Annotated in this window: 31 protein-coding genes and 1 tRNA gene; 11 read left to right on the top strand and 21 right to left on the bottom strand. The window is 62.5% G+C overall.

Annotation, left to right across the window (positions count from 1 at the left end):
- The 8 genes from ACSFA2_RS03665 to ACSFA2_RS03630 all read right to left on the bottom strand — a co-directional run bounded on the left by ACSFA2_RS03665 (nucleotide 1) and on the right by ACSFA2_RS03630 (nucleotide 5,264).
- Nucleotides 1-255, bottom strand: coding sequence for a hypothetical protein (locus ACSFA2_RS03665; protein WP_435453935.1), 255 nt, complete (start codon nucleotides 253-255; stop codon nucleotides 1-3).
- A 259-nt stretch (nucleotides 256-514) separates the two neighbouring features.
- Nucleotides 515-1,408, bottom strand: coding sequence for a toprim domain-containing protein (locus tag ACSFA2_RS03660; protein WP_435453934.1), 894 nt, complete (start codon nucleotides 1,406-1,408; stop codon nucleotides 515-517).
- Complete coding sequence (locus ACSFA2_RS03655) at nucleotides 1,405-2,919, bottom strand: DEAD/DEAH box helicase (protein ID WP_435453933.1); 1,515 nt, start codon at nucleotides 2,917-2,919, stop codon at nucleotides 1,405-1,407. Before ACSFA2_RS03655 ends, ACSFA2_RS03660 begins: the two co-directional genes overlap by 4 nt.
- On the bottom strand, nucleotides 2,916-3,800 hold the full coding sequence (locus ACSFA2_RS03650) for a ParB/RepB/Spo0J family partition protein (protein WP_435453932.1): 885 nt from the start codon (nucleotides 3,798-3,800) through the stop codon (nucleotides 2,916-2,918). Before ACSFA2_RS03650 ends, ACSFA2_RS03655 begins: the two co-directional genes overlap by 4 nt.
- Nucleotides 3,801-3,802: 2 nt before the next feature.
- Nucleotides 3,803-4,246 carry a hypothetical protein gene (locus ACSFA2_RS03645; protein WP_435453931.1) on the bottom strand — a complete coding sequence of 148 codons (444 nt, stop codon included), beginning with the start codon at nucleotides 4,244-4,246 and terminating at the stop codon, nucleotides 3,803-3,805.
- A 109-nt stretch (nucleotides 4,247-4,355) separates the two neighbouring features.
- Complete coding sequence (locus ACSFA2_RS03640; protein ID WP_435453930.1) at nucleotides 4,356-4,661, bottom strand: helix-turn-helix domain-containing protein; 306 nt, start codon at nucleotides 4,659-4,661, stop codon at nucleotides 4,356-4,358.
- Nucleotides 4,651-5,031, bottom strand: coding sequence for a hypothetical protein (locus ACSFA2_RS03635; RefSeq protein WP_435453929.1), 381 nt, complete (start codon nucleotides 5,029-5,031; stop codon nucleotides 4,651-4,653). Before ACSFA2_RS03635 ends, ACSFA2_RS03640 begins: the two co-directional genes overlap by 11 nt.
- On the bottom strand, nucleotides 5,028-5,264 hold the full coding sequence (locus ACSFA2_RS03630) for a YdaS family helix-turn-helix protein (protein WP_435453928.1): 237 nt from the start codon (nucleotides 5,262-5,264) through the stop codon (nucleotides 5,028-5,030). Before ACSFA2_RS03630 ends, ACSFA2_RS03635 begins: the two co-directional genes overlap by 4 nt.
- Before the next feature lie 78 nt (nucleotides 5,265-5,342).
- Here ACSFA2_RS03630 and ACSFA2_RS03625 point away from each other — a divergent pair, with 78 nt between their 5' ends.
- From ACSFA2_RS03625 to ACSFA2_RS03615, 3 genes are read left to right on the top strand one after another with little or no spacing between them, the layout of a single operon-like run.
- Complete coding sequence (locus ACSFA2_RS03625) at nucleotides 5,343-5,753, top strand: helix-turn-helix domain-containing protein (RefSeq protein WP_435453927.1); 411 nt, start codon at nucleotides 5,343-5,345, stop codon at nucleotides 5,751-5,753.
- A 40-nt stretch (nucleotides 5,754-5,793) separates the two neighbouring features.
- Nucleotides 5,794-6,075 carry a type II toxin-antitoxin system HigB family toxin gene (locus tag ACSFA2_RS03620; protein WP_435453926.1) on the top strand — a complete coding sequence of 94 codons (282 nt, stop codon included), beginning with the start codon at nucleotides 5,794-5,796 and terminating at the stop codon, nucleotides 6,073-6,075.
- Nucleotides 6,063-6,497: a helix-turn-helix domain-containing protein gene (locus tag ACSFA2_RS03615; RefSeq protein ID WP_435453925.1), complete on the top strand. Its 435-nt coding sequence runs from the start codon at nucleotides 6,063-6,065 to the stop codon at nucleotides 6,495-6,497. Before ACSFA2_RS03620 ends, ACSFA2_RS03615 begins: the two co-directional genes overlap by 13 nt.
- A gap of 216 nt (nucleotides 6,498-6,713) precedes the next feature.
- Here ACSFA2_RS03615 and ACSFA2_RS03610 read toward each other — a convergent pair whose 3' ends face one another.
- The 3 genes from ACSFA2_RS03610 to ACSFA2_RS03600 form a co-directional block, all read right to left on the bottom strand.
- Nucleotides 6,714-8,081 carry a hypothetical protein gene (locus ACSFA2_RS03610; protein ID WP_435453924.1) on the bottom strand — a complete coding sequence of 456 codons (1,368 nt, stop codon included), beginning with the start codon at nucleotides 8,079-8,081 and terminating at the stop codon, nucleotides 6,714-6,716.
- Nucleotides 8,082-8,462: 381 nt separating this feature from the next.
- Nucleotides 8,463-9,593 (bottom strand): sensor histidine kinase, encoded by a 1,131-nt coding sequence (locus ACSFA2_RS03605; protein ID WP_435453923.1) that lies wholly within the window; start codon nucleotides 9,591-9,593, stop codon nucleotides 8,463-8,465.
- Nucleotides 9,594-9,831: 238 nt separating this feature from the next.
- The gene (locus tag ACSFA2_RS03600) at nucleotides 9,832-10,605 is read right to left on the bottom strand and encodes a hypothetical protein (RefSeq protein WP_435453922.1); all 774 of its coding nucleotides are present in this window, start codon (nucleotides 10,603-10,605) and stop codon (nucleotides 9,832-9,834) included.
- A 99-nt stretch (nucleotides 10,606-10,704) separates the two neighbouring features.
- Between ACSFA2_RS03600 and ACSFA2_RS03595 the strand changes: the two genes are divergently transcribed.
- Nucleotides 10,705-11,823 carry a hypothetical protein gene (locus ACSFA2_RS03595; RefSeq protein ID WP_435453921.1) on the top strand — a complete coding sequence of 373 codons (1,119 nt, stop codon included), beginning with the start codon at nucleotides 10,705-10,707 and terminating at the stop codon, nucleotides 11,821-11,823.
- A gap of 346 nt (nucleotides 11,824-12,169) precedes the next feature.
- Here the strand turns inward: ACSFA2_RS03595 and ACSFA2_RS03590 are convergent, their stop codons facing one another.
- Entirely contained in the window at nucleotides 12,170-12,793 is a 624-nt protein-coding gene (locus tag ACSFA2_RS03590) for an Arc family DNA-binding protein (protein WP_435453920.1), read from the bottom strand.
- Nucleotides 12,794-13,065: 272 nt separating this feature from the next.
- On the opposite strand from ACSFA2_RS03590, the gene ACSFA2_RS03585 reads away from it, so the two are divergent.
- From ACSFA2_RS03585 to ACSFA2_RS03570, 4 genes are all read left to right on the top strand, one after another.
- Nucleotides 13,066-13,836 (top strand): BRO-N domain-containing protein, encoded by a 771-nt coding sequence (locus ACSFA2_RS03585; protein WP_435453919.1) that lies wholly within the window; start codon nucleotides 13,066-13,068, stop codon nucleotides 13,834-13,836.
- Nucleotides 13,837-13,994: 158 nt separating this feature from the next.
- Entirely contained in the window at nucleotides 13,995-14,393 is a 399-nt protein-coding gene (locus ACSFA2_RS03580) for a hypothetical protein (RefSeq protein ID WP_435453918.1), read from the top strand.
- Nucleotides 14,390-15,277 (top strand): hypothetical protein, encoded by an 888-nt coding sequence (locus ACSFA2_RS03575; protein ID WP_435453917.1) that lies wholly within the window; start codon nucleotides 14,390-14,392, stop codon nucleotides 15,275-15,277. Before ACSFA2_RS03580 ends, ACSFA2_RS03575 begins: the two co-directional genes overlap by 4 nt.
- Before the next feature lie 35 nt (nucleotides 15,278-15,312).
- Nucleotides 15,313-15,477 carry a hypothetical protein gene (locus ACSFA2_RS03570; protein ID WP_435453916.1) on the top strand — a complete coding sequence of 55 codons (165 nt, stop codon included), beginning with the start codon at nucleotides 15,313-15,315 and terminating at the stop codon, nucleotides 15,475-15,477.
- A 133-nt stretch (nucleotides 15,478-15,610) separates the two neighbouring features.
- On the opposite strand, the gene ACSFA2_RS03565 is transcribed toward ACSFA2_RS03570, so the two are convergent.
- The 3 genes from ACSFA2_RS03565 to ACSFA2_RS03555 form a co-directional block, all read right to left on the bottom strand.
- Nucleotides 15,611-15,835, bottom strand: coding sequence for a hypothetical protein (locus tag ACSFA2_RS03565; protein WP_435453915.1), 225 nt, complete (start codon nucleotides 15,833-15,835; stop codon nucleotides 15,611-15,613).
- Between the two features lie 76 nt (nucleotides 15,836-15,911).
- Nucleotides 15,912-16,151 (bottom strand): hypothetical protein, encoded by a 240-nt coding sequence (locus ACSFA2_RS03560; protein ID WP_435453914.1) that lies wholly within the window; start codon nucleotides 16,149-16,151, stop codon nucleotides 15,912-15,914.
- A gap of 253 nt (nucleotides 16,152-16,404) precedes the next feature.
- Nucleotides 16,405-16,566 (bottom strand): hypothetical protein, encoded by a 162-nt coding sequence (locus tag ACSFA2_RS03555; protein ID WP_435453913.1) that lies wholly within the window; start codon nucleotides 16,564-16,566, stop codon nucleotides 16,405-16,407.
- Here ACSFA2_RS03555 and ACSFA2_RS03550 point away from each other — a divergent pair.
- From ACSFA2_RS03550 to ACSFA2_RS03540, 3 genes are read left to right on the top strand one after another with little or no spacing between them, the layout of a single operon-like run.
- Entirely contained in the window at nucleotides 16,565-16,714 is a 150-nt protein-coding gene (locus ACSFA2_RS03550) for a hypothetical protein (RefSeq protein WP_435453912.1), read from the top strand. The genes ACSFA2_RS03555 and ACSFA2_RS03550 overlap by 2 nt on opposite strands.
- Nucleotides 16,689-16,913, top strand: a complete 225-nt coding sequence (locus tag ACSFA2_RS03545) for an NrdR family transcriptional regulator (RefSeq protein ID WP_435453911.1) — start codon at nucleotides 16,689-16,691, stop codon at nucleotides 16,911-16,913. Before ACSFA2_RS03550 ends, ACSFA2_RS03545 begins: the two co-directional genes overlap by 26 nt.
- A gap of 28 nt (nucleotides 16,914-16,941) precedes the next feature.
- A complete protein-coding gene (locus ACSFA2_RS03540) occupies nucleotides 16,942-18,027 on the top strand; it encodes a site-specific integrase (protein ID WP_435453910.1) in 1,086 nt (361 codons plus the stop codon).
- Between the two features lie 118 nt (nucleotides 18,028-18,145).
- On the opposite strand, the gene ACSFA2_RS03535 is transcribed toward ACSFA2_RS03540, so the two are convergent.
- The 6 genes from ACSFA2_RS03535 to rplT all read right to left on the bottom strand — a co-directional run bounded on the left by ACSFA2_RS03535 (nucleotide 18,146) and on the right by rplT (nucleotide 23,284).
- Nucleotides 18,146-18,222, bottom strand: a tRNA-Pro gene (locus ACSFA2_RS03535).
- 25 nt (nucleotides 18,223-18,247) lie between these two features.
- The gene (locus tag ACSFA2_RS03530; protein WP_435453909.1) at nucleotides 18,248-18,724 is read right to left on the bottom strand and encodes a MerR family transcriptional regulator; all 477 of its coding nucleotides are present in this window, start codon (nucleotides 18,722-18,724) and stop codon (nucleotides 18,248-18,250) included.
- Between the two features lie 65 nt (nucleotides 18,725-18,789).
- Nucleotides 18,790-19,179 (bottom strand): integration host factor subunit alpha, encoded by a 390-nt coding sequence (locus tag ACSFA2_RS03525; protein ID WP_435453908.1) that lies wholly within the window; start codon nucleotides 19,177-19,179, stop codon nucleotides 18,790-18,792.
- Nucleotides 19,176-21,614, bottom strand: a complete 2,439-nt coding sequence (gene pheT, locus ACSFA2_RS03520; RefSeq protein ID WP_435453907.1) for a phenylalanine--tRNA ligase subunit beta — start codon at nucleotides 21,612-21,614, stop codon at nucleotides 19,176-19,178. The genes ACSFA2_RS03525 and pheT overlap by 4 nt, the downstream gene beginning before the upstream one ends.
- A 35-nt stretch (nucleotides 21,615-21,649) precedes the next feature.
- Nucleotides 21,650-22,726 (bottom strand): phenylalanine--tRNA ligase subunit alpha, encoded by a 1,077-nt coding sequence (pheS, locus tag ACSFA2_RS03515; RefSeq protein WP_435453906.1) that lies wholly within the window; start codon nucleotides 22,724-22,726, stop codon nucleotides 21,650-21,652.
- Between the two features lie 198 nt (nucleotides 22,727-22,924).
- On the bottom strand, nucleotides 22,925-23,284 hold the full coding sequence (rplT, locus tag ACSFA2_RS03510; RefSeq protein ID WP_307689828.1) for a 50S ribosomal protein L20: 360 nt from the start codon (nucleotides 23,282-23,284) through the stop codon (nucleotides 22,925-22,927).
- Between the last annotated feature and the right edge of the window lie 8 nt (nucleotides 23,285-23,292).

Below are 23,292 nucleotides of genomic sequence, written 5' to 3'. Positions count from 1 at the left end.
TCATCGGCGGGCCTTCAGTGCATCACCCACGCGCGCGATGAGCACACGGCGACTGCCGTCGATGGACCGCCGACCGGTAGGCTCGTCCAGGCGCGCCAGGAGCACCTTGATCGCCGCCTCCGACACGATGCCGCTGTCCTGAAGCATCGCCGCGAAGCCCGCGACGATCTCGGCCGTCGCAGCGCGGTGCGTGTTGATCACGTCCGCGAAATGATCCGAGGCCTTCAGGTACTGTTCGAACTCTCGCATGCTCATCTGGAACTCCTGTCTACTAACTAACGTTCGTGAATACAAAGCCATCACCCCGAGCGGACAGACCCAGCCTCCTAGAGGGGGCCTTCACATGAACCGAGGTATCACCCGTCGCGTTGCATGACCCGGTAGCCTTCTCGTTCACAGGTGCTGCCTTCGCCGCCTGCCGGGGTGTTTCAGAACTTCCTCACAGTTCCCCGCTCTTCCCTTGCTGCTGCCGTTATTGGTGCTCCGACCGGCAAGGTGCTTTGATGACATGGCGCTAGGTCATGGCCGGCTCCTGCTGCCTAACTTGCATCAGAAGGCTGGACACGGCCACGAGGCCTTCGCGCTTGTGGAGGTCGTTCGCGTCCTCGCCGAGCACGGGGCTCATGCAATAGGGCAATTTGCTTTCGACGGCGGCGCGCTCCCCTGCCCCGCTCTTGTCGTTGTCGGCGAACACGTAGCGACGGCCGCGCTTGAGCAGGCCGGCGACGTGCGCCATGTTGAAGTCGCTGAAGCACACCAGCACGGCCGCAGCCAGACGCATTTGCCGGGCAGCGAGTTCGATGGACAGGCCCGTGGCGTAGCCCTCGCAGAAGATCGTCTCGGAGGCCCGACTTGGTCCCAGACGGAGCACGGCACCGCGCGCCTGCATTCCATAGGTCATCTTCTTGCGCCAACGCATGACGCCTGGCTCATCCTCGGTGTCGATCCAGCGGATGACCTGGGCGCCGCGGAGTTCGTTGGACGACCAGTCACGCATCGGTACGAATAGCCCGCCGTCGGGCAGGCAGAGCCCCTGCGCCTGCGGCAAGCCCTTGCGGAATAGGTAGTCATGGGGGCCAGGCTTCGTCGTTCGAAGCATCTCCGCGGCCTTCTGAGCGGCCTTGCGGTGCGCCTCGTCTGCGGCTTGTCGCTGTGCGTCCCGCTTGGCCCGCCAGACCTGCTTTTCGGCCTCGGTCCATGGCTTCGCATCGGGATCGTTGAACCAGTGCACCTGGGCATCGCCATCCCATGCATACACCCACCCACGCTGGCCGTCCCAGAGATAGGCGCCGTTCTTGCTGCGCGGCTTCAGCGTCGTGCCGCAGCGTTGAATCTTGTCGCGATCGGACAGCTTGGCTGGATCGATCTCCACGCCGTGCGCGCGAGCGAAGTCGATGAAGCTGCTCATGCAGCCCTCCGGTAGGCGTGCCGGATGTTCTCGGACTTGATGCGGCTCTTCACCGCGTCGCTGATCTCGACGACGGGGGCATGCTCGAACGAGAAGTCATTGGGCGGCCAGTCGCCGGTCCACTCCTTGAACTTCAGCTTGGCGAAGCCGCTCTTGCGGGTGATCTTGTCCTTCGCGTTCGCGAATGCGCACAGTTGGTTCCAGAGGTGGCGCTTGTCGTCGGCTAGCTTCTTTTTGCCGAGCACGACCTCCTGCATCTCGCCAGCCTCGTGCGCGATCAACGACTGGGCCTCGATCTCGAAGCCGCAGGACATGCAGCGCTGACGGAAAGGCTTGTAGCTGCACTTCGGGCAGCCGGTTCGCTCTCGCTCGTCGTGGTCGTCCTTTCGAACCTTCTTGTCGAGTGCCTCGCCTTGATCGAGCGTTTTGAGCCCGTTGAAGAAAACGTCGGTGTAGTCGTCGGCGAACCGGGTGATGTTTCCGCTGTGGTCGAGCAGCAGGCAGTCCACCTTGCCGGTGTCGGGCGACGACCGTAGGCCGCGTCCCCACATCTGGATGGCGGTGGAGAGCGACTTTCGCAGTGGGCGGCAGTCGACAACACATCCCACGTCCTGCACGTCAAAGCCCTTGGCCAGCGCTTCCACGGAGATGAGCACGCGGATCGCAGGATCAGGCTTTCGGAATTCGCGGAGCAGCCCTGGGCGCTCGGCGTCGGGCGTATTGGTCGTGTACGTCGCGGCCAGCACGCCGGCCTCGTTGAACTGCCTGCACAGCTCTTCGCAATGCGCGATCGTCGAGCCGAACACGATGGTCTTGCGGCCTTCTGCGTGACGCAGCCACTCGGCTACCACGTCACCGATGATTTCCATCCCTCGTTCGCCGGCCTCCGACTTCGTCCATTCGCCCTCGCGGTCGACCTTGGCACCGTCCATGTTTGGTCGGCGGCACGACAGCACCCGCATGGGAACCAACACGCCCGACTGCGTGAGGTCGCTCATCGTCGCGGCATTGATGAGGTTGGTGAAGACCTGGCCGAGGCCCTTGGCGAATGGAGTTGCAGACAGACCGATGACGCGCGCTTGGCTGGTCTTGGCGAACTCGACCCAGGTCTCGTGCTGCGTATGGGCTTCATCCACAATGAGCACGTCGGTGTTCGGCCACCCCCTGCTCATGACGGTCTGCACGCTCGCGATCTGCAGGTTGTGCGACCAGTCCTCGCGGGGGTGGTTGCCCTGGATCACGCCATGGGCGCCGAGGCCGTATTCGCCAGCCCGCGCGCTGGTCTGGTCGATCAAGGTGATGCGGTCGCACAGGAACGTGGCCCGCTTGCCCTGCTTGAGGGCCTTGTGGGCGATGCGCAGGCCGAGGTAGGTCTTGCCCGCACCCGTTGGCGCCATGAGCATCTGGTTCTTGTGGCCGGCCAGGACGCCCTCGGCGATCTTGATCATCGCGGTGCGCTGGAAGTCACGCGGGTCCGGAAACCCTGCCGGTTCGTCGAAGAGCGTGCTCATGCTGGCTGACCCGCCTTCTTCTGCCAGTGCGCCACCGATCGCTTGAGCGTTGCGATCTCGGTCATCATGCTGTTGATGCGCTGCTGCAGGCCACGGGCCAGCTCTCGCTGCTCCTTGGCATCCTTAAGCGCCGCCGCAAGCTGGTCGCCGGCGTCCAGGACCTTGGCGACCGCTTCGACCTCGCCTTGCGCTTCAGTCAACTGTTCACGCAGAGCGTGCACCTCCTCTTGGAGCGCTGCGACCTGACCTGTCGCGCTCTCGGCCTGCTTCGTCGCATCCGCAGCCTTGATCTCGGCCTTCAGCCACTTCGACGCCGGCACCTTCTTCGGCTTTCCTTGGAAGCGCGCCGGCTTGGAACCGATGAGTGCTTCGGCCTGATCGCCCTTCGGCAACTTGGCGATAGCGGCGGCGGCCTCGACCGAGGTGGCCCCGCTGCGCACGGCCTCGCGCACCTCTTCGACCCCGTGATCCACGATGTGCTTCGCGTCACGAAGGGTGCGCTCCGACACCTTCGCCATGGCCGCCACAGCACTCTGTTTCGGCAATTCGGCAGCGCTGCCGAATTGGGGATTTCCGGCCGATTTCCACTGGAAACAGGTGGCCGCGGCAAGGGCTCGCTGACTGGCGGTCAAGCTCCGGCGCGCGCTGTTCTGGGCCAGGACGAAGTGCCGAGGATCGACGTCGCCGAGCACCACGCTCGGGCAGTCGTACCCCAGCTCCTGCGTGGCCTGGTAGCGGTTCCAGCCGTCCAGCACCATGCCTTCGTAGATCGTGATCGGGTTTTGCACGCCGATGTCGGTGATGCTGTCGAGCAGCGCGTGGTACTCGTCCTCGCTCATCGCGGGGAAAGCGGCGGACAGGGGATGCTGTTGGTACGTCATAGTCAGAACGGCAGGCCGTCGTCGATCGCGGGCTCCCAGCGCACGACGAACCCGCCGACGACATCGGGAATGTCTTGCTCGACTCGTGCGGCCAAGTGCCTGATGTCGGCGGCTAGGAACGTGGTCACGTCGCCGACTCCCCGCAAGTTGCACATCAACAAGCCCAATCCGCAGCGAGCGTTCTCCACGATCCCTGCTGCCGCGAAGGTCGCGCGTGGGCCGCCACCCAGGGGCATCAAGGTGACGATTGGCTGGCGGTCTGGAGGCGAAGGCGGGCTCTTCGCCCAGACGCTGTTCACGATCCCCGCGCTTGTGCAGCTGGAACACACGAGTCCGCCGTACTGCAGCAGAACCAAGTAGTCGTTACCCTCAGCATCTGGAAGCCTGCCCAGATCAACGCTGATGCCGTCGACCATCGGGCCAATATCGAAAACGTTCAGTTCCATGCTCGTCCTTCGTGCTGCATGCACCAGCGGGCGTTCGACCACGACCGGTGAACGCTCAGGTAGTAGAGGAAGTGCGCGACGTAGATCACGCGGTTCACCGGGCGGGCCATCAGTCCCACTCCAGGTTTCGGACGGACTGCACGGCGCTCAGATGCTGCTTGGCCATGAGCAGCAGCGCGTCGACGTAGTCGGGAGGGAAGCAACGCGAAGTGGCGGGCGCGATCTTCAGCCCGGCATGCGCCAGCACCATGGCCAACTTCTCGAGGTGATCGCTGAGGAGGCGCGACACGGTCGATTCGCTGACGCCCATGGCAGCCGCGATCGCGGCCTGGGTGGCGTCGCGCTGCGTCGCCTGCAGGATCGCGGAGACCATCTTTCGGGCACGAGCCTCGGGAGGCTCCAGTTCAAGCAGCACAGGCGCTCCCCTTATTGCGGAGGCTTGCGGCCGGTGCACGGCGCCGCAAAGTGCTGCATGAAGTTGCTTTGCGTCTTGCTGGTGATTCCAGGCAGCCGTGGCCAGACTTCAGGGCAATGAACACACGCCCTCCCCTGGCCGCCGCCAACGATCCCGCCCTGCTGCACTCGAGCACCAGGACCACGCTGTCCACGAACAAGGACGCCGCCACCTGGCGCAGCCGCGTCATGTTCCGGGTCACGAAGCTGGAGATCCGGGTGCTCGACGACGAGGTGGTCATGCGGTTCACCGCCAACGAGTTGGATGTGACGCCGCGCGGCACATCCGCTCGGCGCGAGCGCACCACGCCGTCGAACACGATCGAGTTCACTTCTTTGCCTTCGCGGACGCTGGGCGAGCGCGACGCCGCAAGACGCCCCAGGGCACGTCCGGGCGAATGACTTCGCATCGCACACCCGTCTCCCGCTCGATCGCCGGGCAGTGCTCGGCCGGCACTCTGCCTCGCCAGATCCAGTTACTCGGCGTGCTGTTGGCAACGCCGATGCGGCGCGCCAGTTGCCCGATCCCACCTGCAGCCAACACTGCTTGCCAGAAGCCTTGCATGAGAACCTCACATCTAAACACGATAGAAGCCTCAACCTTAACACGAACGCACTCAGAAGCTATGGGAGAATTTCGTTCGTGAAGACCATCGCAGAACGAGTGAAGGCCGTCCGCCAGGAACTGGGCTGGAGCCAGGTTCAACTGGCGGAAGAGGTGGGCGTGTCTCAGAGTTCCATCGGGAACATCGAGTCGGGCTTCAGGCAGCGCCCGAGGGAGCTCGTCTCAATCGCCAGAGCGCTAAGGGTCTCCCCAGAGTGGCTGGAGACGGGCAAGGGCTCGAGAACAGAGCGTGCGCCCCTCACGCTTGTCGGAGCTGAGGCCGAGCCGGACGTGAGAGCGCTGGTCGAGTACCTAGCCGGCATCGCAGCTCAGCAGCGCCCGACGCTGCGCAAGAACTTGGGGAACCTGCTGGTTGAACTGGTCGAGCATCCCGACGACTTGAGCGTCGTCGAGCAGACCATTGCGGACATCGAGCGGTTCTACAAGTGATCGCGAGCGCGATATCTCATTTTGAGATATGCTTCGGTTCATGCGCCTCATCTCAAACAAGGCCCTGACTGAGTTTGCAGCCAAGCACGTCGAGGCGGATGCGCCCTTGCAAGCTTGGCGCAAGATCATCGAGACAGGTGCTTTCTCGAACTATGCAGAGCTGAAGAACAGCTTCAACGCGACCGATAAAGTGGGTGAGTACTACGTGTTCGATATCGGCGGGAACAAGTACCGCGTGATCTCGGCCATCCACTTCAACCGCCAGATGCTGTTCATCCGCCACGTCTTCACTCACCAGGAGTACGACAAATGGAAGCCGTAATCGACCGCCAAGCAGCTGACGAGTTGGCAGGCCACTTCGCCGCCATCTCGAAGCACGTCCCCCTGCATCCCGTCAGGTCAGAGGGCGAATACGACGCGGCCGTCGCCTCCTTGAATGCCCTCTTGGACGCTGGTGCCGCGGATGAATCGCACCCGCTGGCCGACCTCGTTGCAACGCTGGGAGAACTGATCGGCGACTACGACGAGGTGCACTACCCCGGCAAGGATGTCGCTCCGAGCGAAATGCTTCGTTTCCTCATGGATCAGCATGGACTGAAGCAAACCGATCTCGCGGACGAGCTTGGATCGCAGGGGGTCGTCTCAGAGGTGCTAAACGGTAAGCGAGAGTTGAACCTGCGGCAGATGCGCGCGCTCGCGGGGAGGTTCGCCGTGCCCGTGGCGGCGTTCGTTAGCAACTCTTAGCACCGCCTTAGCCCTGAATGAGGCACTCCGGGTGGCCACTGAATCACGGCATGTTGATTTGAAGGGCAAGCGAGTGAGCCGCATCAGCGATGCGCGCCGCGAGGAACACATCTTTCCACGCTGAGCCTGCTGAGCCTGCTGAGCCTGCTGAGCCTGCTGAGCCTGCTGAGCCTGCTGAGCCTGCTGAGCCTGCTGAGGCTGCTGAGGCTGCTGAGGCTACTCGCCGATCTTTCCCTGCGAGCCTTCCACAAACGGAAGGTCTTGTTCTAATGGAACATCAGGTGCCCTTGGCGGCAATTCCCCGAGTCCGATCAATTCTTTCAAGCCCTGACGGTATTGCGCACCAAGAAACAAGGTGAATCCACTGTCGACGATGCGAAGCATATTCTCTGAAGAATCAAAGTCGAGAATGACAGGCTGAACACGCTTTAAATGCTGCAACTTTCCCACATTCCGAAGCGCCTGGAGTGTATTGTTATAACGAAGGCGCTCTCGATACGGATGAACACGCTGCATTCGCGTAAATATATCGAACGCTTTTAGTCCTCCACGAAGGTCACTAGCGGTCGCATCGATAATCACATACATCAACCATTTGTACATCTCAAGATCGCTTTTCGCGATCCCTTCAACGAACTGCGTTAAAAAGTTCTGGTATCGCCCGGCTTGTTCGCGTGCGAGTCCTTGAACAATTGATTCAACAGCATTAGCATCGTCTATCACAACCGTGGTCGGCTGTGTTTCCGTGACGCGCTTAGCTTCGCACAATCGATAGCATGCCTCTTGCAAAATCCCGACATTGCCTTGAGCTGCGTTCAAAATTGCAAGTCGAACATCCTCACTGAAGCTAATGTTTAACAGCGCCTCTCCTGTGAGAATAATTTTCTTGAGATCATCTTTTTCCCAATTATCCGCATCGATGGGGATAAGCCGGCCAGCAAGGTCCCCATTGTACATAACCAAGCGATTTGACTCTAGCCAGACACCGACAACAATAAATGACAACCGTGATTTTTCATGAAAGGCTTTTAAATCCATCGCAACTTGACGCTGCACCTCCTCGGAAAGATAGTGAAAATCCTCCAGCACAATAAATTTGCTGAAGCCCATCGAAGTCAGTACGCGAATTACATCATTCGGATCTGCCGAATCAATTTCCAGATTTTTCCGCTCTGAAGCCGTTTCCGTTTGCGTGCTGGAACTGCCAACGCCACTTCCTTGCGCGGACGTCACGAATGGGATCGATACGCCTGCCTTAAACTCAACACTCAGTTTCTTTTCGCCCCGCAGGGTGGACTTCTCCGAGACCTCGAGTATTGCACCAGCCTCTTTTAAGACTGAAGCATAGAGCTGACTGATCTGGGTTGCGTTTGCACACTGAACGACAATGTAGTCATCTTCGAGAAGCGAGTGTTTTCGCAGACAGGTCTTGCCTTGTTTCGACCCTCCATAAACCACGATATGCTTCTCGCGGTAGAGGCTGTTTACGAGCTTTAAGTCCACGTAGTCACGAGGCTGATACGTCAGCGGCAACTGCCGTGAGACCCCAAAAACTTCGGGCAAGCGGTGTTTGTCTTGAATCAAGTCGGGACCTCGGGAACGGCAACTGGCCGCAGCGAATTATTGCTCGGGCATCCTAACGAGATCAAAAATATATATAGGTCATCTCGCCGAGCGGACGTTCATGTTGGTCACCCGCCGCATGCTTCCGCACCTACGAGGCCAGCCTACGAAAGGGCAACCGTGTCTGGGCTGAGGATGCCCTGGTCGTGAACTTGGTGCTCGCCCTAACGCTCTCCCTGATATCGCTCGCGGTGAACGGCTCCGTCGGGCCCCTCCCGGCGTAACCGTTCGCCCGCGCTATGCCAGCGCCTTGGCGTCGCCCTTAAGGCGTCCTTCCAGCCCTTCGACCTGCCGTCTGAGCACTTCGACCGTTTCGCTCAGCTCGACCCGCTTGGCGTTCCGCTACGCCAGCCTTCGCAGCGGCAAGCTGATCGTGAAGACGCATCCCTTGCCCGCTATGTCTTGTACGGTCAAGCGTCCACGATCGGCCTCGACACTGCGCCTTGCGATTGATAACCCCAATCCGAGACCACGCTTGTCGTCGAAGCCTTGCTGGAAAGGCTCGAACATCGTGTCGGCGCTGCCGTCCGGGAGTCCGCCGCAGCAGTCCTCCACGTCAATGCTGATCGAATCAGTGGACGTATGCGCATGCAGCGCAACCTCGCTACCTGGCCTGGTGAATTTGAAGGCGTTCTGTAGCAAGTTGCCGAGTGCCGCCATCAGCAGTTCGCGATTGCCTTCGATCGCGAGTTGCGCCTCCACTACGGCGATGCGGAGCGTGCACCCCGTGTCGGCCGCATAGAGCTGGGCAACGCGTCCGGCGTCGGCCAAGAAGATTGCGAGCGAGAAGATGCGCGGATGCGAGGGCACGAGAGCCGCGTCGCGAACAGCCGCCAAGGAATGGTCGATCAAACCTTCCATCGAGGCAAGGCTGCGTCTGAGCACCGCACCAGTCGAGCCGCCAACCGGAAGCCTGCCTGACTCCAGAGCTGCGAACGCAAGCTTGGCGACGTGCAGGTGATTGCGCAACTCGTGCGCGAGAAAACCAATCCGTTCGTTCTCCTCTTCGGCCTGTTGTCTCGCCACTTGGACGTCGCGCTGGGCAGCGAACTCGGTCACCGCATCAGCGATGGCGTTGTCCAGGCAGCGGTTTAGCGTGCGGAACTGGTCGACCGAGAACGGGGCGTCTCGCTCGACGGCGAGGTCTGTGATCGCTTGGCATAAGTCGCCATAGTCATGGACGACTTGGTCGACGGTGTAACCGAGCCCGAGCAGCTCGCCGCCATGAACCGTCGCCGAAACGCCCATCTCCGAGAGCGCCGAGCCTTCGCCTCCCGACGCCCCTGAAATTCGAAGTCCGCCGGCGGTGTCACCACCATCCTCAGCCTCTAACGTGCGCGTCAGTTGGTCGAGAAACATCGGGACCCCGTGCGAAAGTTGCTCGAGGGTCGCGTCTCGCGAGGGCCGCAGCGCGACCTTGTCCTTGCACCGTCGAATGAGCTCCTCGCGATTGTTCAGTAGGAAGCCGCGCATGTCGATGGCCCTGGTGAGCTGCGGCGTGGCGCCGGTCGCAGCAGGGTGGTGGCGGAATCGTCTCGCGTCGCCAGAATTGAATAGCAGTATGCGCCAGGTCGAGGGGTGCCGACGCCCTACCGATCGCGAAGTGCGTACAGGAGTGCTACCGAGATGCAAGATGACTTCGTCGGACACGTACCCCGCTTCGTTGAGACAGCGGATTCTGGCAGGCCACGTCCATCAGCAAGAGCCATAGTCACCACCGCGGATCGAACACCACCTCGTTGACCTCCAGTCGGCATCCCTCGAGTAAGTCGACTTCAATCGATATGTACTGGGCGCAGTGCCTCAGGAACGCCTCGCCGCTCGAGCTGTAGACGTCGGCACCTACCGTGACCTTCAGCTCAGCGCTGTAGCCGGCGGGCCAGCGAACCGAGCACTGAACCTGATCGACGTTCCTGCGGGTCACCATGGCCATGGCAATGGCCGCCAGCTCGCCCCAGCGTCGGCCACGGAACGCCGGAGCGATCCAAGCCTGGCCAGGCTCGACCTCAAGGTCAACTTCTCGATCCTCAGCTGGGTCGGCGCAAACCGCCCACTTCAACTGGAACGACACAAAGCCGACCGGCTGGCCGCCGGCACGCTCCAGGATCACAAGCATCAGCGGTAGCGTCCAGTAAAGCCGGTAGCCGGCCCGCGCGGTGCGCACCTCCCGGCCGGTCTTGCTGTACAGGTCACGCTCAGCGATGCCGATCGTCTTGAGCTCGCCCGGCCGCAGCGGTGCCAGGCTGAGACTGCTGATCCCCTCCTCCACTTTGTGCGTGTCGTCGAGCCGGTGCAGCGCTTGCAGCTTGCGGGCCCAGGTGCGCATCTGGGCGCATGGCCGGCTCACCAGGTACACGACGCCGTCGACCCCCTCTACCGGCATGTCGTCGTCCCAGGCAACCGCTGTCACGGCGTCAGGGTAGATCGGCGGCTGCGGCTTCATCAGGGCGAGGAACAGGGGGTGGCGGCGCTGGGCGATAGGCATTCGCCGTTGTAGCGCCGAACGCGAAAATCGTTGAACACGGGCTTTTCGCTGGTGTTGGTGGCAGTATCACGGGTGTGATTGACCAAGAAAGAGCGCCCAATGCGAATTGCTGACCAGATCGCGCTAGTGTCTCGAGAGTTCGTTTCCGGGGACGACCTTCTAGATGCTGTGGCGAAGCAAGAAGGCGTCACAAGAATTCAAGCCGCGAGCTGGTTTCTGAGGCAACAAGCTGCCTTAGATGCTCTGCCGATGCTGACGTATCACCGCGAGCGACGTGACTTCAGACAAGTCGACACGCCATGGAGCGGTGACGTTTTCAGGGACTTTGGTTCATCCCATCCTGAGGAGCTCGATTGGGATCCTGATGGAGATGGGTACGTAGGCGGATGGCTGGCCTCGCACTTAAAAAAATTCTTCTCTGAAACAGGTGTTCCATTCCCAGAGACATCGTCGACCGCTTCGTCAGAACAAGCTGAGCCCGCCGTGCAAGCCGCAAGAGCGACGTCCGTTCAGTCTTTCCTGGCGGCTAACGGCAGCGATTTCATGTCGCTCTCCGATTGGCTGAAATCCTTCGGCTCAGGGCTGCGCCGCACGTCCATGGCGCTAAGACTGGCAATTGAGCAGGTAGGAGGCTTTGTTCCGATCTACGCAAGGAGTAGCTCTGAGTTCAAACCAGAACCGCTCGAACTCGCCGAAGCGGCTGACCTATGGGCCGACATCCTCACGGAGTTGCATCAGTCGGAAATGATCCCCGACGTGCTTTCAGTACAAGGCGGGCAAGAATTATGGCTGCTCGACCTATACGTGCGCGACACTGACTGCGCCGAATTTTTGCGCCTTGCGGGTTTGCCCCACGAGCAGTTCGATGATCTTAATGGTGGAGTGATCGCAAAAGGCGTATTGGATTTCGAAGCGGCGGCGCGAAGAGAGCAAGAGCCTACCCTCAGGCTTCCCGGGTCAGTAGCCAGTCAGCCGAGCGCCACTGCAGCAGAAGATCAACAGCTCTCTGCAAGAGAGCGCAACGGACTCCTGAGGATCATTGGGGCGCTCTTAAGCGTAGTTTTCGGTGACATGCCAGGGATACCCCGTCATCCGTCGGTCGCTTCAGAGGCCGAGCTGATTCGCTTGCTCGATCAGCATTTTGATGGCTTCGAAGGGCTGTCGGCAAGCAACCTCTCGCGGAAGTTTCCGCAAGCAAAACGCCTGCTACGCAGCTAACTGGGCTCCGCAACTGCGGCCGCATACCGCACTTGCGTTTTCGTCCGCGCCGCGCGCGCCGAGACTTACGTCCATACCGCAGCACACCGGATGCACGGCGGGTCAGCTGGGGCGTGCGATGGAAAGTTGGAGCCTGGTGAAGCGTTTCACCATGACGGGCAGCACCGCAGCCGGAAGACTGGCGAGCATGAGCTTCTTCCAGCGCCGCCCCAGTGACTTTCCAGTCACTCAGAAGCCACTTCTCAGTCCGTCGCAATTTTGCGAGCCGGCACGCAAGCTGCCGGCGATGCACACATGTGATGGCCCAGCCACCAATCGCCCTAAGTTACTCAGTACTGACAATCTCTCAGGACTTTTTTTTGCGGGCCTTGGAGCTGTGAGCGGGCCCCTTGCTCTGCGGATACCGACGAGGATCTGGCTGAAGTGGCGGGCTGCGCCTGAGAATTTCACGATATGCAGCAAGAGGATCGTTTCTCGGTCCTCGCTTCGAGGTTACGGCCGCCAAATCCGCCCGCGCTTGCTTGAGCTTCAGTTCCGCTGCCTCAGCAAGTGCGATGGCATCGTCGAGGCCGCCATCGTCCAGGCTCGCATCGGCTTCGAGAATCACCCTATAGGCGTCCGCATAGGCTTGATCGACCTCGTCTTTGTTCGGCAGTTCGACGCCCAACGCATCAATCGCCAGAAGCGTATCAAGGAATACACGGCAGATCGTGGCGCTCTGAAACAGGCCACCTTCCGCCTGTATGCGCCAGATAGCGGCCTCTTCTTCGGCTTTTGCAACCGCAACCGCCATTGCTTTGACCGCAGTGTCATCGCCCGTTGGGTTCAGCCCGGCTTCAAGCAGTGCAATCAGCTCAGCGTTGTACGAACGACCGGCCTCCTCTGCCGACGCATGAACAGCCGCATGCAAAGCAGGGGGCAGGCGCAGTGCTGTCTTGATGAACTCACTTTGATCCAGTCTGGTAGCCATGCCTCCATGATAGTCCTTCAATGTCAGTCGACTATTTGCCTCCATGACAGAAGCAATGTACAGTCATCAAACGCCTCCATTATGGAAACACGGATGAGTAACCAAAAAGACTTTGTGAAGACAGCCCTACGTCTTCCTCCAGACCTCCATGCATCACTGCATGGGTCGGCAAAGGAAAGTGAGCGCACTTTCAACGCCGAAATCCTTCACCGCCTTCGGGCGACCTACAAGGCCAAGCGCAGCCAGCTACTCACCACCCCGAAAGGAACCCTGTGAACAAGATCGTCCCCTTCAGCTTCGATGGCGCCGCGGTGCGTGCGCTGGACATCGATGGCGAGCCCTACTTCGTCGGCAAGGATGTCGCCGAGGCACTCGGATACTCCAACGCCAGCGATGCGATGACCACACACTGCAAGGGGGTCGCCAAACGCTACCCCCTTCACACTGGCGGCGGCGTCCAGGAAGTGCGCGTGCTGTCCGAGCCTGACGTGCTGCGCCTGATCGTGAGTAGCACTCTGCCAGCCGCCGAGCGCTTCGAGCGCTGGGTGTTCGAGGAAGTGCTGCCGTCGATCCGCAAGACCGGCAGCTACACGGCACCGAAGGCGTCGCCCTCGCCCGTTCGCCTGGCCTACGACGCTGCCAAGGCGTTTCCGCCGCTGTTCCGCGTGGCCCGCCTGCTGGGCTGCGACAAGAACGCCGCTGCGATCAGCGCCAACCAGATGGTCACCAAGCTCACCGACGTGAACCTCATGGCCGGGCTGGGCCAGATCCACCTCGACGCCGAGAGGCAGGACACGCAGTTCTTCACGCCGACTGAACTCGGCAAGCGCATCGGCACCAGCGCGCGTGGCGTGAATCTGCTACTGGCCGAGGCCGGGATGCAGATGAAGCGCGGTGACGTGTGGGAAGTGACCGAGGCTGGCCGCGAGTTCGCTCGGATTCTCGACACCGGCAAGCGCCACGGCAGCGGTGTACCGATCCAGCAGATCAAGTGGTCGCCGAGCGTTTTGCCGCTGCTCGGCAGCGAAAAGGAGGCAGCTTGAAAAATTTTCCCGGCCAACCTAGACGAGAACGTTTGCCGGTTGGTATCTTGAAAGCACGTTTCGGAGAACGGCGATCCGGAATAGGTGAAGCCCAGCGATTGCAGTCGCTGAGGCTTCGATGAAAACCCCCCGCCCGATCAAAAGCAAAGGACATTCACATGGTCAAGGTTAGCACGCGCCCACAAGAAACCGCAACAGCTGTCACCTCGGCAGTGACATCAGTAACCGCGGCGCAACCACCCCTCACGCCGCCCCCGCGACTGACTGTTGCAAGCGCGAAGGACGTCCCTCCGATCGAGTTCGACTCGACGGCAGTCGACATCCTCATCGCACGAACGGAGGAGATCCAGGCACTCGGATCCTGCGCCATGTGCCTAACGGCGGTGCAGAACGAAAGTGGCGACTTCGCAAAATATGAGCTGACGGACAGCGCGCTTCCGCTTCTTTGCGATGTGATCAAGCGCTTGGCTGCTGAAGCAAACGCGGCTGCCCAAGTCCTTTGGGAACAGTATCGGCAGGCACTCAGCGCGGCGAACGGCAAGGAGTACTCCGCATGACCGCCGTCGCCACCAAGCCGCGCAAGAGCGCGCCGAAGCCGGCCGGCGTACCTGCAGCGGCGTACAGGCGCCCGGACCAGGTCTATTCCCCCCTAAGAGGGGAGACTGCCGATGAACGCCTCGCGACTCTGCGCGCCACGCTCCAGACCGCCGACGAAAAGCTCGAGATGGCCTACGACGCGGCCGAGCGCGGCACGCCGGTCGATGTGCTGCTTGACCTGATCAACCACGATCTTCTGTGCAGGGCTGCGCATCCCGCCATCATGGGTGTCGAGGGTGAGCCCTACCCCGATCGCGCACATCTTGAACGGACCCAACTTGCGTTGTTCCCAGTGCTGGCCGCGCTTGAGGGCGCCATGGCACTGGCGGTGGGCACTGTCCTTTCCGCCACGCTGGCCGAAGCGTTCAACCTGCTGGATTGGGCGCAGGAGGAAGCCGACTCGGCCGCGCTGGGTGCGCTGCTGCCCGAGGTGGCAGAGCCCGGCAGCGCGCCGGCGGCGTCAACACCAGCGACGACCGACGTGAGCGAGCCGGATTGCAGCGAGGACGCCGACACCGCGCAGATGCACTTCGGGCACGCCCTGGCGCTCATTGAGAACCTCGCCGACGATCAACAGAAGAGCGTCCTTGTGTTCGCCGCGCGCAACCTCCTGCGGTTCATGGACGGGCTTTTGTGGGATGACATCCAATCCCGCAACACCGACCACCTGAACGATTGCAGCGCGCAGTTTGACGTGATCATCGGAGTCCTCGCGGCGGCCGCACAAGAGGTGGAGCATCCCGACGACGCTTGCGTGTGGGGGATCAGCACCTTAGTCGAGCTCAGTAAGAAGGCGTTGGACGACCACATCGAGAAGGTCGAGTTCACGGGAGATGCATCGTGAACGCGCGCACGCCACAGGCACGACTACTGCGGCTGGTGCCCAAGCCCACCAGCACCATCGACGCCGACCTGGTCGCCTTCACCATCATGGAGTTCATCGATAAGAACTTCCCAACCGTCTGGCGCGTGCTGCCGACGACGGCGCGGGTCCAGATCCGAAACGCCATCGTCAGCGCCGTGCGCATGCAGGAGGTCGGCTAATGATCCGCGACCTCTGGTACGCCGTCGGCACCGGCGCCGTCGTGTTCGTCTTCGCGATGCAGATCGCGCATGGATGGTCACTGTGAGAGCCGCACTGATTACCAAAGCGGCTGTAGACCGCGAGGGCGCTTCGTCAGGCGTCCTTGCACTCGGCGTCGATCCAGCGCATAGCCGCAGCGTCAGCGGCCTCCTCTGCGGCTTCCCGCGTCGGGTAGGTATCGGTCGTCACTTCGTTGATGACTCCATCCGAAACTTCTTCGCTCGAGCTGTCGACGTCGAAAACGCCGCGGTATACGTCTTGCGATTCAACCTTGGAACTTGCGTCGTAGAAACGGCCGCGATGGGTCTTAGCTCTCATGGGATTTTTCCTAGTGAAGGGTTCGGTTCGATCAAACTATTCGCGCTGCTGGTGGCGCATCAAGGGCCAGCGTTCCTCAATCAGAGCTGCGGCCATCGCCCTCGCGCTCATCAACCCAGCCGACCGCTCGCGCTTGGCCGGCGAGCAGTGCCTCGGTCGCACTGCTGTACCTGCCATCGAGGATCTTCAACGTGCGCAACTCGTGACTCGGGGGGCATCGATATCGAACAACTGCGTGATACAGGCCGCTGTCCAGTAGCTCCGCGCTGCACAGGAAGATCCATCCCCTGTGCTCGAAAGTCTCCATCTGATCCATGGTGCACCTCCAAGATTAGGGCGCGACGTTGTCGCCAACCGGGTCAGCGTCTTCGTCCTCTCGCCGCATCTGAAGCTCCCAACTCGCTGCGCCGGCTTGGAATGCTTCCGAGGCCGATGGGTAGCTTGCCTCAGACGCTGAGTGCTCACTCACGCCGCTGTCACCTTGCGACTCGAGCAGGAGCCAGTGGTACGCCCCGTCATGGTCCGGGTCTTCGATCACGGTCAGCGCCAGGTGAGAAAGTCGCATCGCGCTACTCCCTGTCCGGCTCGTCGGTCGTGTTTTTCAGGAAGCCGGCGGCGTTCTCGTCCTTGCCTGGCTCGCCGTCATCGAGTTCCGGCTCGTCGGCTTCTTTCCTAGCGTTCGGGTCAGTCACCAGGGCAGGCTTGGAAGCTGGTCGGATCAGTTCGTTCATGGCATTCCTTCCGGGTGGCGTGTCCGAACACCGTACAGCGCAGGCACCGGGTCAGGCTGTAGGAGATGCGCGCACCTCGATGAGCCACCGCGACCCGGTGCTCGACGATCTGGAGGCTCTCGATGCACTGCCCAGCCTGCACCAGTGAGGACCAGCGCGTCCTGTCGACGCGACCAGGCGCAAGCAAGGTGGCACGGCTGCGGTGCTGCAACGCCTGCGGCCACCGCTGGAACACCGTAGAGCTCGAAGCGCAGAATCTCGCCCGCATGGAATCCGCGGTGAAAGCCGTCCGGACGTTCACCACCCTGTCCAAGGAGATCGCGGATGCCGAGGCCGCGCACGGTTAACAAGAAGATCCCCGACCTCCCTCGAGGCATGCGGAAGGTCGGCCAGGTCTGGTACTGGCGCGGCACCGACGGCCTCACCAAGGAGATCGAGCAGCGGCTGAAGGCGGCCGGGCTCGCGATGCGCTGCGGCACCACGCCGATCCAGGCGCGGCTCTGGTGGGAGAAGCACATTTCGCCCGCGCTGGTGTCGGCCATGCCGGACGACGATGTCGCAGGCACCGTCGAGGAGCTGATCCGCAAGTACGAGGGCGACGACCTGGCGGCGTTCAAGCGCGAGGCGACGCGCAAAGAGTACCAGGGCCGCGTCCGGCGCATCCGCCCAGCCTTCGGCAAGCTGCGCTACGCCAAGACCGAGGTGCAGGCCATGCTGCCGGGCCACCTTTCGGCAGTGGCCATCACCAAGCACCTCTACGACAACCGCGAGCGCGCGGCATCAGCGAACAAGGACGTGCAACTGCTGTCCAGAATCTTCCGCCTGGCCCGCATCCGTTGGGGGCTGACCACATTCAACCCGTGCGACGCGATCGAATACCTGCCCGAGAGCCCGCGCGACCAGTACGTGAGCGATGACCGCTACGACGAGATCTACGCGGCCGCCAGCCCGATCCTGCAGTGCATGCTGGAGATCAGCACGCAGACCGGCGCGCGCGAGGGGATGATCTTCGACATCCGGATCGGCGACTTCGACGACGACCAGATCACGCTGCGCGTCACGAAGAAGCGCAACGGCAAGGGCCACGAGGCGAAGAGCTACACGATGACGCCGGACCTGAAGGCAACGCTGCAGCGCGCGATCGAGCTGCGCAAGAAGAACCGCGGCGGCGCCGTGAGCCTGCCGGCAGACTACCTGTTCATCACCAAGCAGGGCAACCCCTACGGCAAGGAGGCATTCAAGAGCCTCTGGCGCACGGTGCGCACGAAGCTCGGCCTGAAGGCGAGGGAGATCACCTTCCACGACATGCGCGCGAAGGCGGCTTCAGATGCATCGTCGGACGTGGCGGCGCAAGAGCTGCTGCACCACGAAGACGTGAAGGTGACGAGGAAGGTGTACCGCCGGAAGGTCCCGGCCTCGACCCCGTTGCCATCCGCGCGAGGGGGGCGGAATGTGGCGTGAGATTGGCTGAGAAGTCAGCCGATGTCCGTGGGTTTGTCAGGAACCCAGCGAATTTGTCAAAGCCAACGAAAAACGGGTCAGGACTGTTGGTCCTAACCCGTTGATCTATCTAGCAATTTGGTCGGTGTGAAAGGATTCGAACCTTCGACCCCTTGCACCCCATGCAAGTGCGCTACCAGGCTGCGCCACACACCGAAGCCCGCAATTATAGCCGGCCGAATCAGTGCCCCGCGGCCAGCAATTCTCGAATTTCGAACAACTCGCGGCGCAGCTGCTGCCAGGGGCCGGGATCGGAGGTCGTTGCGATCGGCTGCACCGACGCCGCGAACTGGGTGGCCGCCACCCACTCCTCCGGATCGATGTCGGTCGCCTCGACGCCATCGATCAACACCTCGCCTTCACCGTTCGATCCGCCGACCTTGCGACGGTCGCGCTCGGTCTGGGTGAACTCCTGCAGCTTGTTGCGCGCGCCGCTGATCGTGAAGCCCTGGTCGTAGAGCAGATCGCGGATGCGGCGGATCATGAGCACCTCGTGGTGCTGGTAATAGCGCCGGTTGCCGCGCCGCTTCATCGGGCGCAGCTGCGTGAACTCTTGCTCCCAATAACGGAGCACATGCGGCTTCACCCCGCACAACTCGGCGACCTCACCGATGGTGAAGTAGCGTTTGACGGGAATCGGGGGGAGCGTTTTCTCCATTGAAATCAAGATCGTGCGCGCGAAACCTTAGAGGTTACTCCACGCGCACCCGACGCAACAAGCACTTATTCCGCACCCACGCGCCACGCGGTCGCATCGTTGGCGTCTTCGCTGCTTTCCGACTCGTCGGCCATACCGCCCTGGATCTGTTCCTTGAGCTTGGCGCTGGCATGGAAGGTCGCGACGCGGCGCGCGCCGATCGGGATCGCCTCGCCCGTGCGCGGGTTGCGCCCGGGGCGCGGTGCCTTCACGCGGATCTGGAAATTGCCAAAGCCGGAGATCTTGACGTCGGTGCCTTCGATGAGGCTCGTCGACACCAGTTCGAAAAAGGCTTCGACCATGTCCTTGGACTCGCGCTTGTTCAGGCCGATCTGCTCGAACAGCAGTTCGGCCAGATGCGCCTTGGTGAGTGCGGGTGTTTCGAGGGCTTCGAGCGTGAAATCCATGACCTTCATCCTCTCAGTCGCGCGCCGAAGTCGGCACCCAGTCGGTCGACGATCGCGCGCACGGCCGGGTCGACCTGCTCGTCGGTGAGCGTGGCGCCGTCGCCCTGGAAGCTCAGGCGGACGGCCATGCTCTTCTCGCCCGCGACCAGGCCGCCGCTTGCGGCGACAGTGCCATCGCGCGCCGTCTGTGGCCGGTAGATGTCGAACAGCACCGCATCGCGCAGCAGGCCGTTGTTCGATGCCGACGCGATGGCCTGCATGAGTGCGCCGTGCGTGACGCTTTCGGCCACGACGACGGCGATGTCGCGCTCGACCGCCTGGAACTTCGGGACCGGCTTGGCCACCGGCACCGGCCGCTCGGCCAGGGCCTCGAGGTCGAGTTCGAACACGATCGGCGCGTGTGCGAAATCCCACTTCTGGCGCCAGCGCGGATGCAGTTCGCCGACCACGCCGATGACGCGTCCGTCGACCCGCACGCGGGCCGAACGACCCGGGTGCAGCGCCGGATGCTCGGCCACCTCGAAGGTCGGCACGCGCGGTGCGAGCAGTGCCTCGACATCGCCCTTCAGGTCGTAGAAGTCGACGCGCTGCGGCTTGCCGTCCCAGCGCGCTGCCTCGGCATCGCCCCAGGCCAGGCCGGCCAGGCGCATCGGCTGGCGAATGCCCTTGACGGTACTGTCGGTGGTCTCGACCGTGTCGTCGCGCAGGAACACGCGGCCCGCCTCGAACACGCGCACGCGCGGCGCCTTGCGGTCGAGGTTGAACTTCAGCACCTGCAGCAGCGAGCCGATCAGCGACGAGCGCATCACGCTCATCTGGCTGGCGATCGGGTTCAGCAGCTTCACCGGGTTCGCATTGCCGGCGAGGTCTTGTTCCCAGTGCGCTTCGACGAAGCTGAAGTTGATGGTTTCCTGGTAGCCCAGTGCCGCGACGCGGTGGCGCACGGCGAAACGGCTGCGTTGCGCTTCCGGCCGCACGCGGGCGGTGATTGGCGCGAGCGGCGCGGTGGTCGGCAGGTTGTTGTAGCCGATGAGGCGCGCGACTTCTTCGATCAGGTCTTCCTCGATCAGCAGGTCGAAGCGGTGCGGCGCCGGCGTGACGATGACCGTGCCCTCGCCTTCCTCGATCTGCAAGCCGAGCCGCTTCAGTGTTTCGACGCATTGCGCCTGCGTGACGGGCATGCCGATCACGCGGGCCGCGCGGGCGACGCGCAGCGTCACCGGCCTGGCTTCGGGCAGGCGCAGCGTCTCGTCGACGATCGGGCCGGCCTCGCCGCCGCAAATGTCGATGACCAGTTGCGTGATGCGCTCGATGATCTGCACCGTGCGGCTCGGGTCCACGCCGCGCTCGTAGCGGTGGCCGGCATCGGTCGAGAAGTTGAAGCGGCGCGAGCGGCCCTGGATCGCTTCGGGCCACCAGAAGGCGGCTTCGACATAGATGTTCTTCGTGTCGTCGGACACGGCAGTCGCATCGCCGCCCATGATGCCGGCGAGCGATTCGACCGCCTGCTCATCGGCGATCACACCGACCTTCTCATCGACGGTCACGGTGTTGCCGTTGAGCAGCTTGAGCTGTTCGCCGGCTTGACCCCAACGAACCGTGAGGCCGCCGTGGATCTTGTCGAGATCGAAAATGTGCGAGGGCTGTCCGTACTCGAACATCACATAGTTCGAGATGTCGACCAGCGGTGTGACGCTGCGCTGGCCGCAGCGCGCCAGGCGGTCGACCATCCAGGCCGGGGTCTTCGCCGTCGTGGTCACGCCCCGCACGATGCGGCCGGAAAAGCGGCCGCAGAGTTCGGGCGCCAGCACCTTCACCAGCAGCGTGTCGGCCAGCTTGGCGGCAACGGGCGGGATCGTCGGCGTCTTGAGCGGCGCACCGGTCAACGCAGACAGCTCGCGCGCGATGCCATAGACCGACAGGCCATGCGCCAGGTTCGGTGTCAGCTTGAGCGTGAGCAGCGTGTCGTCGAGCTGCAGCACGTCGCGCACATCGGCGCCAAGGGGTGCATCCGCCGACAGCTCGAGCAGGCCGCCATGGTCGTCGCTCAGCTTGAGTTCGCTGGCCGAGCACAGCATGCCCTGGCTCTCCACGCCACGCAGCTTGCCCATCTTGATGAGGAAGGGCTTGCCATCATCGCCCGGGGGCAGTTCGGCGCCGACCAGTGCGCACGGCACCTTGATGCCGACGCGCGCGTTGGGCGCGCCGCACACGATGTTGAGCAAGGCGCCCTGCCCCACGTCGACCTGGCACACGCGCAGGCGATCGGCGTTGGGGTGCTGCACGACCTCCTTGATCTCGCCGACAACGATGCGGCTGAAAGGCGGCGCGGCGGGACGGCTCTCTTCGACTTCGAAGCCGCCCATGGTGAGCGTCTCGGCCAGTTCGGCGCTGGACAGCGGCGGGTTGCAGAACTCGCGCAACCAGGACTCGGGGAATTGCATCTTCTCGTTCTCTCTGGAAACTGATCGGGACCGGCTTATTGGAACTGCGACAGGAAACGCAGGTCGCCGTCGAAGAACAGCCGCAGGTCGTTCACGCCATAGCGCAGCATCGTGAGCCGGTCGGGGCCCATGCCGAAGGCGAAGCCGATGTAGCGTTCGGGGTCGAGCCCCATGTTGCGCACGACGTTCGGGTGCACCTGGCCAGAGCCCGCGACCTCGAGCCAGCGGCCGGCCAGCGGGCCGCTCTGGAACTGGATGTCGATTTCGGCGCTGGGCTCGGTGAAGGGGAAGAAGCTGGGGCGGAAGCGCAGCACCAGGTCGTCGCTCTCGAAGAAGGTGCGACAGAAGTCGGTGAAGACGACCTTCAGGTCCTTGAAGCTGACGTTCTCGCCGAGCCACAGGCCTTCGCACTGGTGGAACATCGGCGAGTGCGTGGCGTCGCTGTCGACGCGGTAGGTGCGGCCCGGTGCGATCACGCGGATCTCCGGCGCCTTGATCGTGCCGGTCGTGTCCTTGGCGGCCGCCTCGAACTCGGCCGCGTACTTCTTGATGTGCTGGTGGGCGTAGCGCACCTGCATCGGGCTGGTGTGCGGGCGCAGGTTGTACGGAATGCCGTCATCGCCATTGATGTCGACATAGAAGGTGTCCTGCATCGAACGCGCGGGGTGGTTGGGCGGGTTGTTGAGCGAGGTGAAGCTGTGCCAATCACTTTCGATCTCCGGGCCGTCGGCCACGTCGAAACCCATGCTCGCAAAGATCGCCTCGATGCGCTCCAACGTGCGGCTTACGGGGTGAAGGCCACCGCCGGCAGGCCGACGCCCCGGCAGGGTGACGTCGAGCGATTCCGCGCGCAGCTGCACCGCGAGTTCTTCGTCGGCCAGTTGCTGACGGCGTTCGGTCAGGGCCGCCTCGATCGCCTGCTTGACCACGTTGATCGCCGCGCCGCGCGACTTCTTCTCGTCGACCGGCAGCTGGGCCATGCCCTTCATCAGTTCGGTGATGCGGCCGGCCTTGCCGAGGAACAGCGCCTTGGCGTTCTCGAGATCGGCGGGCGCCTTGGCGTGGGCAAAGGCGGCCCGTGCGGTGTCGACCAGGGAGTCCAACTCGTTCATGACATTTCTTCGAGGGGGAAAATAAAACACGACTCACGCAAAATGAGTTCAAGCACAGCGCTTTGCTCCTGAATGCAGCACCTGTGCATCCTTGTTTGCGTCAATCCAAATAAAAAAGGGCTGGTGCTTTTTCAAGCGCCAGCCCTTGTGCCGTGGGCGCAGACGGCCGCCCCGAAGAGCGACAGACTGCTGTGCGGGTCAAGCAGCCAGCTTGGCCCTGACCTGCTCCACGATGCCGGCAAAAGCGGCCTTGTCGTGCACGGCGATATCGGCCAGGACCTTGCGGTCGATCTCGATACCGGCCTTGCGGATGCCGTTGGCGAACTGGCTGTAGGTCATGCCCAGTTCGCGGGACGCGGCGTTGATACGCGCGATCCACAACTGACGGAACACGCGCTTCTTGGTGCGGCGGTCACGGTAGGCATATTGACCCGCCTTCATCACCGCCTGTTTGGCGACGCGGAAGACATTACCGCGGCGACCGCGGAAACCCTTGGCGAGGGCGAGAACTTTCTTGTGGCGGGCGCGAGCCGTTACACCACGTTTGACGCGAGGCATGTGTTACT

This window comes from Variovorax cryoconiti (assembly GCF_051216395.1).
Lineage (GTDB): Bacteria > Pseudomonadota > Gammaproteobacteria > Burkholderiales > Burkholderiaceae_C > Variovorax.
The sequence above is the reverse complement of the archived record's forward strand: the minus strand, read 5'-3'. Positions and strand labels throughout refer to the sequence as shown.

Excerpts from the sequence above, each read along its gene's own strand:
- ACSFA2_RS03595 (WP_435453921.1), top strand. The coding sequence starts at position 10,705 with ATGCGAATTGCTGACCAGATCGCGCTAGTGTCTCGAGAGTTCGTTTCC.
- ACSFA2_RS03665 (WP_435453935.1), bottom strand. The coding sequence starts at position 255 with ATGAGCATGCGAGAGTTCGAACAGTACCTGAAGGCCTCGGATCATTTC.
- ACSFA2_RS03580 (WP_435453918.1), top strand. The coding sequence starts at position 13,995 with ATGGTCAAGGTTAGCACGCGCCCACAAGAAACCGCAACAGCTGTCACC.
- ACSFA2_RS03615 (WP_435453925.1), top strand. The coding sequence starts at position 6,063 with ATGGAAGCCGTAATCGACCGCCAAGCAGCTGACGAGTTGGCAGGCCAC.
- ACSFA2_RS03620 (WP_435453926.1), top strand. The coding sequence starts at position 5,794 with ATGCGCCTCATCTCAAACAAGGCCCTGACTGAGTTTGCAGCCAAGCAC.
- ACSFA2_RS03560 (WP_435453914.1), bottom strand. The coding sequence starts at position 16,151 with ATGGATCAGATGGAGACTTTCGAGCACAGGGGATGGATCTTCCTGTGC.
- ACSFA2_RS03645 (WP_435453931.1), bottom strand. The coding sequence starts at position 4,246 with ATGGAACTGAACGTTTTCGATATTGGCCCGATGGTCGACGGCATCAGC.
- ACSFA2_RS03660 (WP_435453934.1), bottom strand. The coding sequence starts at position 1,408 with ATGAGCAGCTTCATCGACTTCGCTCGCGCGCACGGCGTGGAGATCGAT.
- ACSFA2_RS03540 (WP_435453910.1), top strand. The coding sequence starts at position 16,942 with ATGCGGAAGGTCGGCCAGGTCTGGTACTGGCGCGGCACCGACGGCCTC.
- ACSFA2_RS03530 (WP_435453909.1), bottom strand. The coding sequence starts at position 18,724 with ATGGAGAAAACGCTCCCCCCGATTCCCGTCAAACGCTACTTCACCATC.
- ACSFA2_RS03655 (WP_435453933.1), bottom strand. The coding sequence starts at position 2,919 with ATGAGCACGCTCTTCGACGAACCGGCAGGGTTTCCGGACCCGCGTGAC.
- rplT (WP_307689828.1), bottom strand. The coding sequence starts at position 23,284 with ATGCCTCGCGTCAAACGTGGTGTAACGGCTCGCGCCCGCCACAAGAAA.
- ACSFA2_RS03600 (WP_435453922.1), bottom strand. The coding sequence starts at position 10,605 with ATGCCTATCGCCCAGCGCCGCCACCCCCTGTTCCTCGCCCTGATGAAG.
- ACSFA2_RS03565 (WP_435453915.1), bottom strand. The coding sequence starts at position 15,835 with ATGAGAGCTAAGACCCATCGCGGCCGTTTCTACGACGCAAGTTCCAAG.
- ACSFA2_RS03525 (WP_435453908.1), bottom strand. The coding sequence starts at position 19,179 with ATGAAGGTCATGGATTTCACGCTCGAAGCCCTCGAAACACCCGCACTC.
- ACSFA2_RS03630 (WP_435453928.1), bottom strand. The coding sequence starts at position 5,264 with ATGCAAGGCTTCTGGCAAGCAGTGTTGGCTGCAGGTGGGATCGGGCAA.
- ACSFA2_RS03550 (WP_435453912.1), top strand. The coding sequence starts at position 16,565 with ATGGCATTCCTTCCGGGTGGCGTGTCCGAACACCGTACAGCGCAGGCA.
- ACSFA2_RS03650 (WP_435453932.1), bottom strand. The coding sequence starts at position 3,800 with ATGACGTACCAACAGCATCCCCTGTCCGCCGCTTTCCCCGCGATGAGC.
- ACSFA2_RS03545 (WP_435453911.1), top strand. The coding sequence starts at position 16,689 with ATGCACTGCCCAGCCTGCACCAGTGAGGACCAGCGCGTCCTGTCGACG.
- ACSFA2_RS03590 (WP_435453920.1), bottom strand. The coding sequence starts at position 12,793 with ATGGCTACCAGACTGGATCAAAGTGAGTTCATCAAGACAGCACTGCGC.
- ACSFA2_RS03575 (WP_435453917.1), top strand. The coding sequence starts at position 14,390 with ATGACCGCCGTCGCCACCAAGCCGCGCAAGAGCGCGCCGAAGCCGGCC.
- ACSFA2_RS03605 (WP_435453923.1), bottom strand. The coding sequence starts at position 9,593 with ATGCGCGGCTTCCTACTGAACAATCGCGAGGAGCTCATTCGACGGTGC.
- ACSFA2_RS03555 (WP_435453913.1), bottom strand. The coding sequence starts at position 16,566 with ATGAACGAACTGATCCGACCAGCTTCCAAGCCTGCCCTGGTGACTGAC.
- pheS (WP_435453906.1), bottom strand. The coding sequence starts at position 22,726 with ATGAACGAGTTGGACTCCCTGGTCGACACCGCACGGGCCGCCTTTGCC.
- pheT (WP_435453907.1), bottom strand. The coding sequence starts at position 21,614 with ATGCAATTCCCCGAGTCCTGGTTGCGCGAGTTCTGCAACCCGCCGCTG.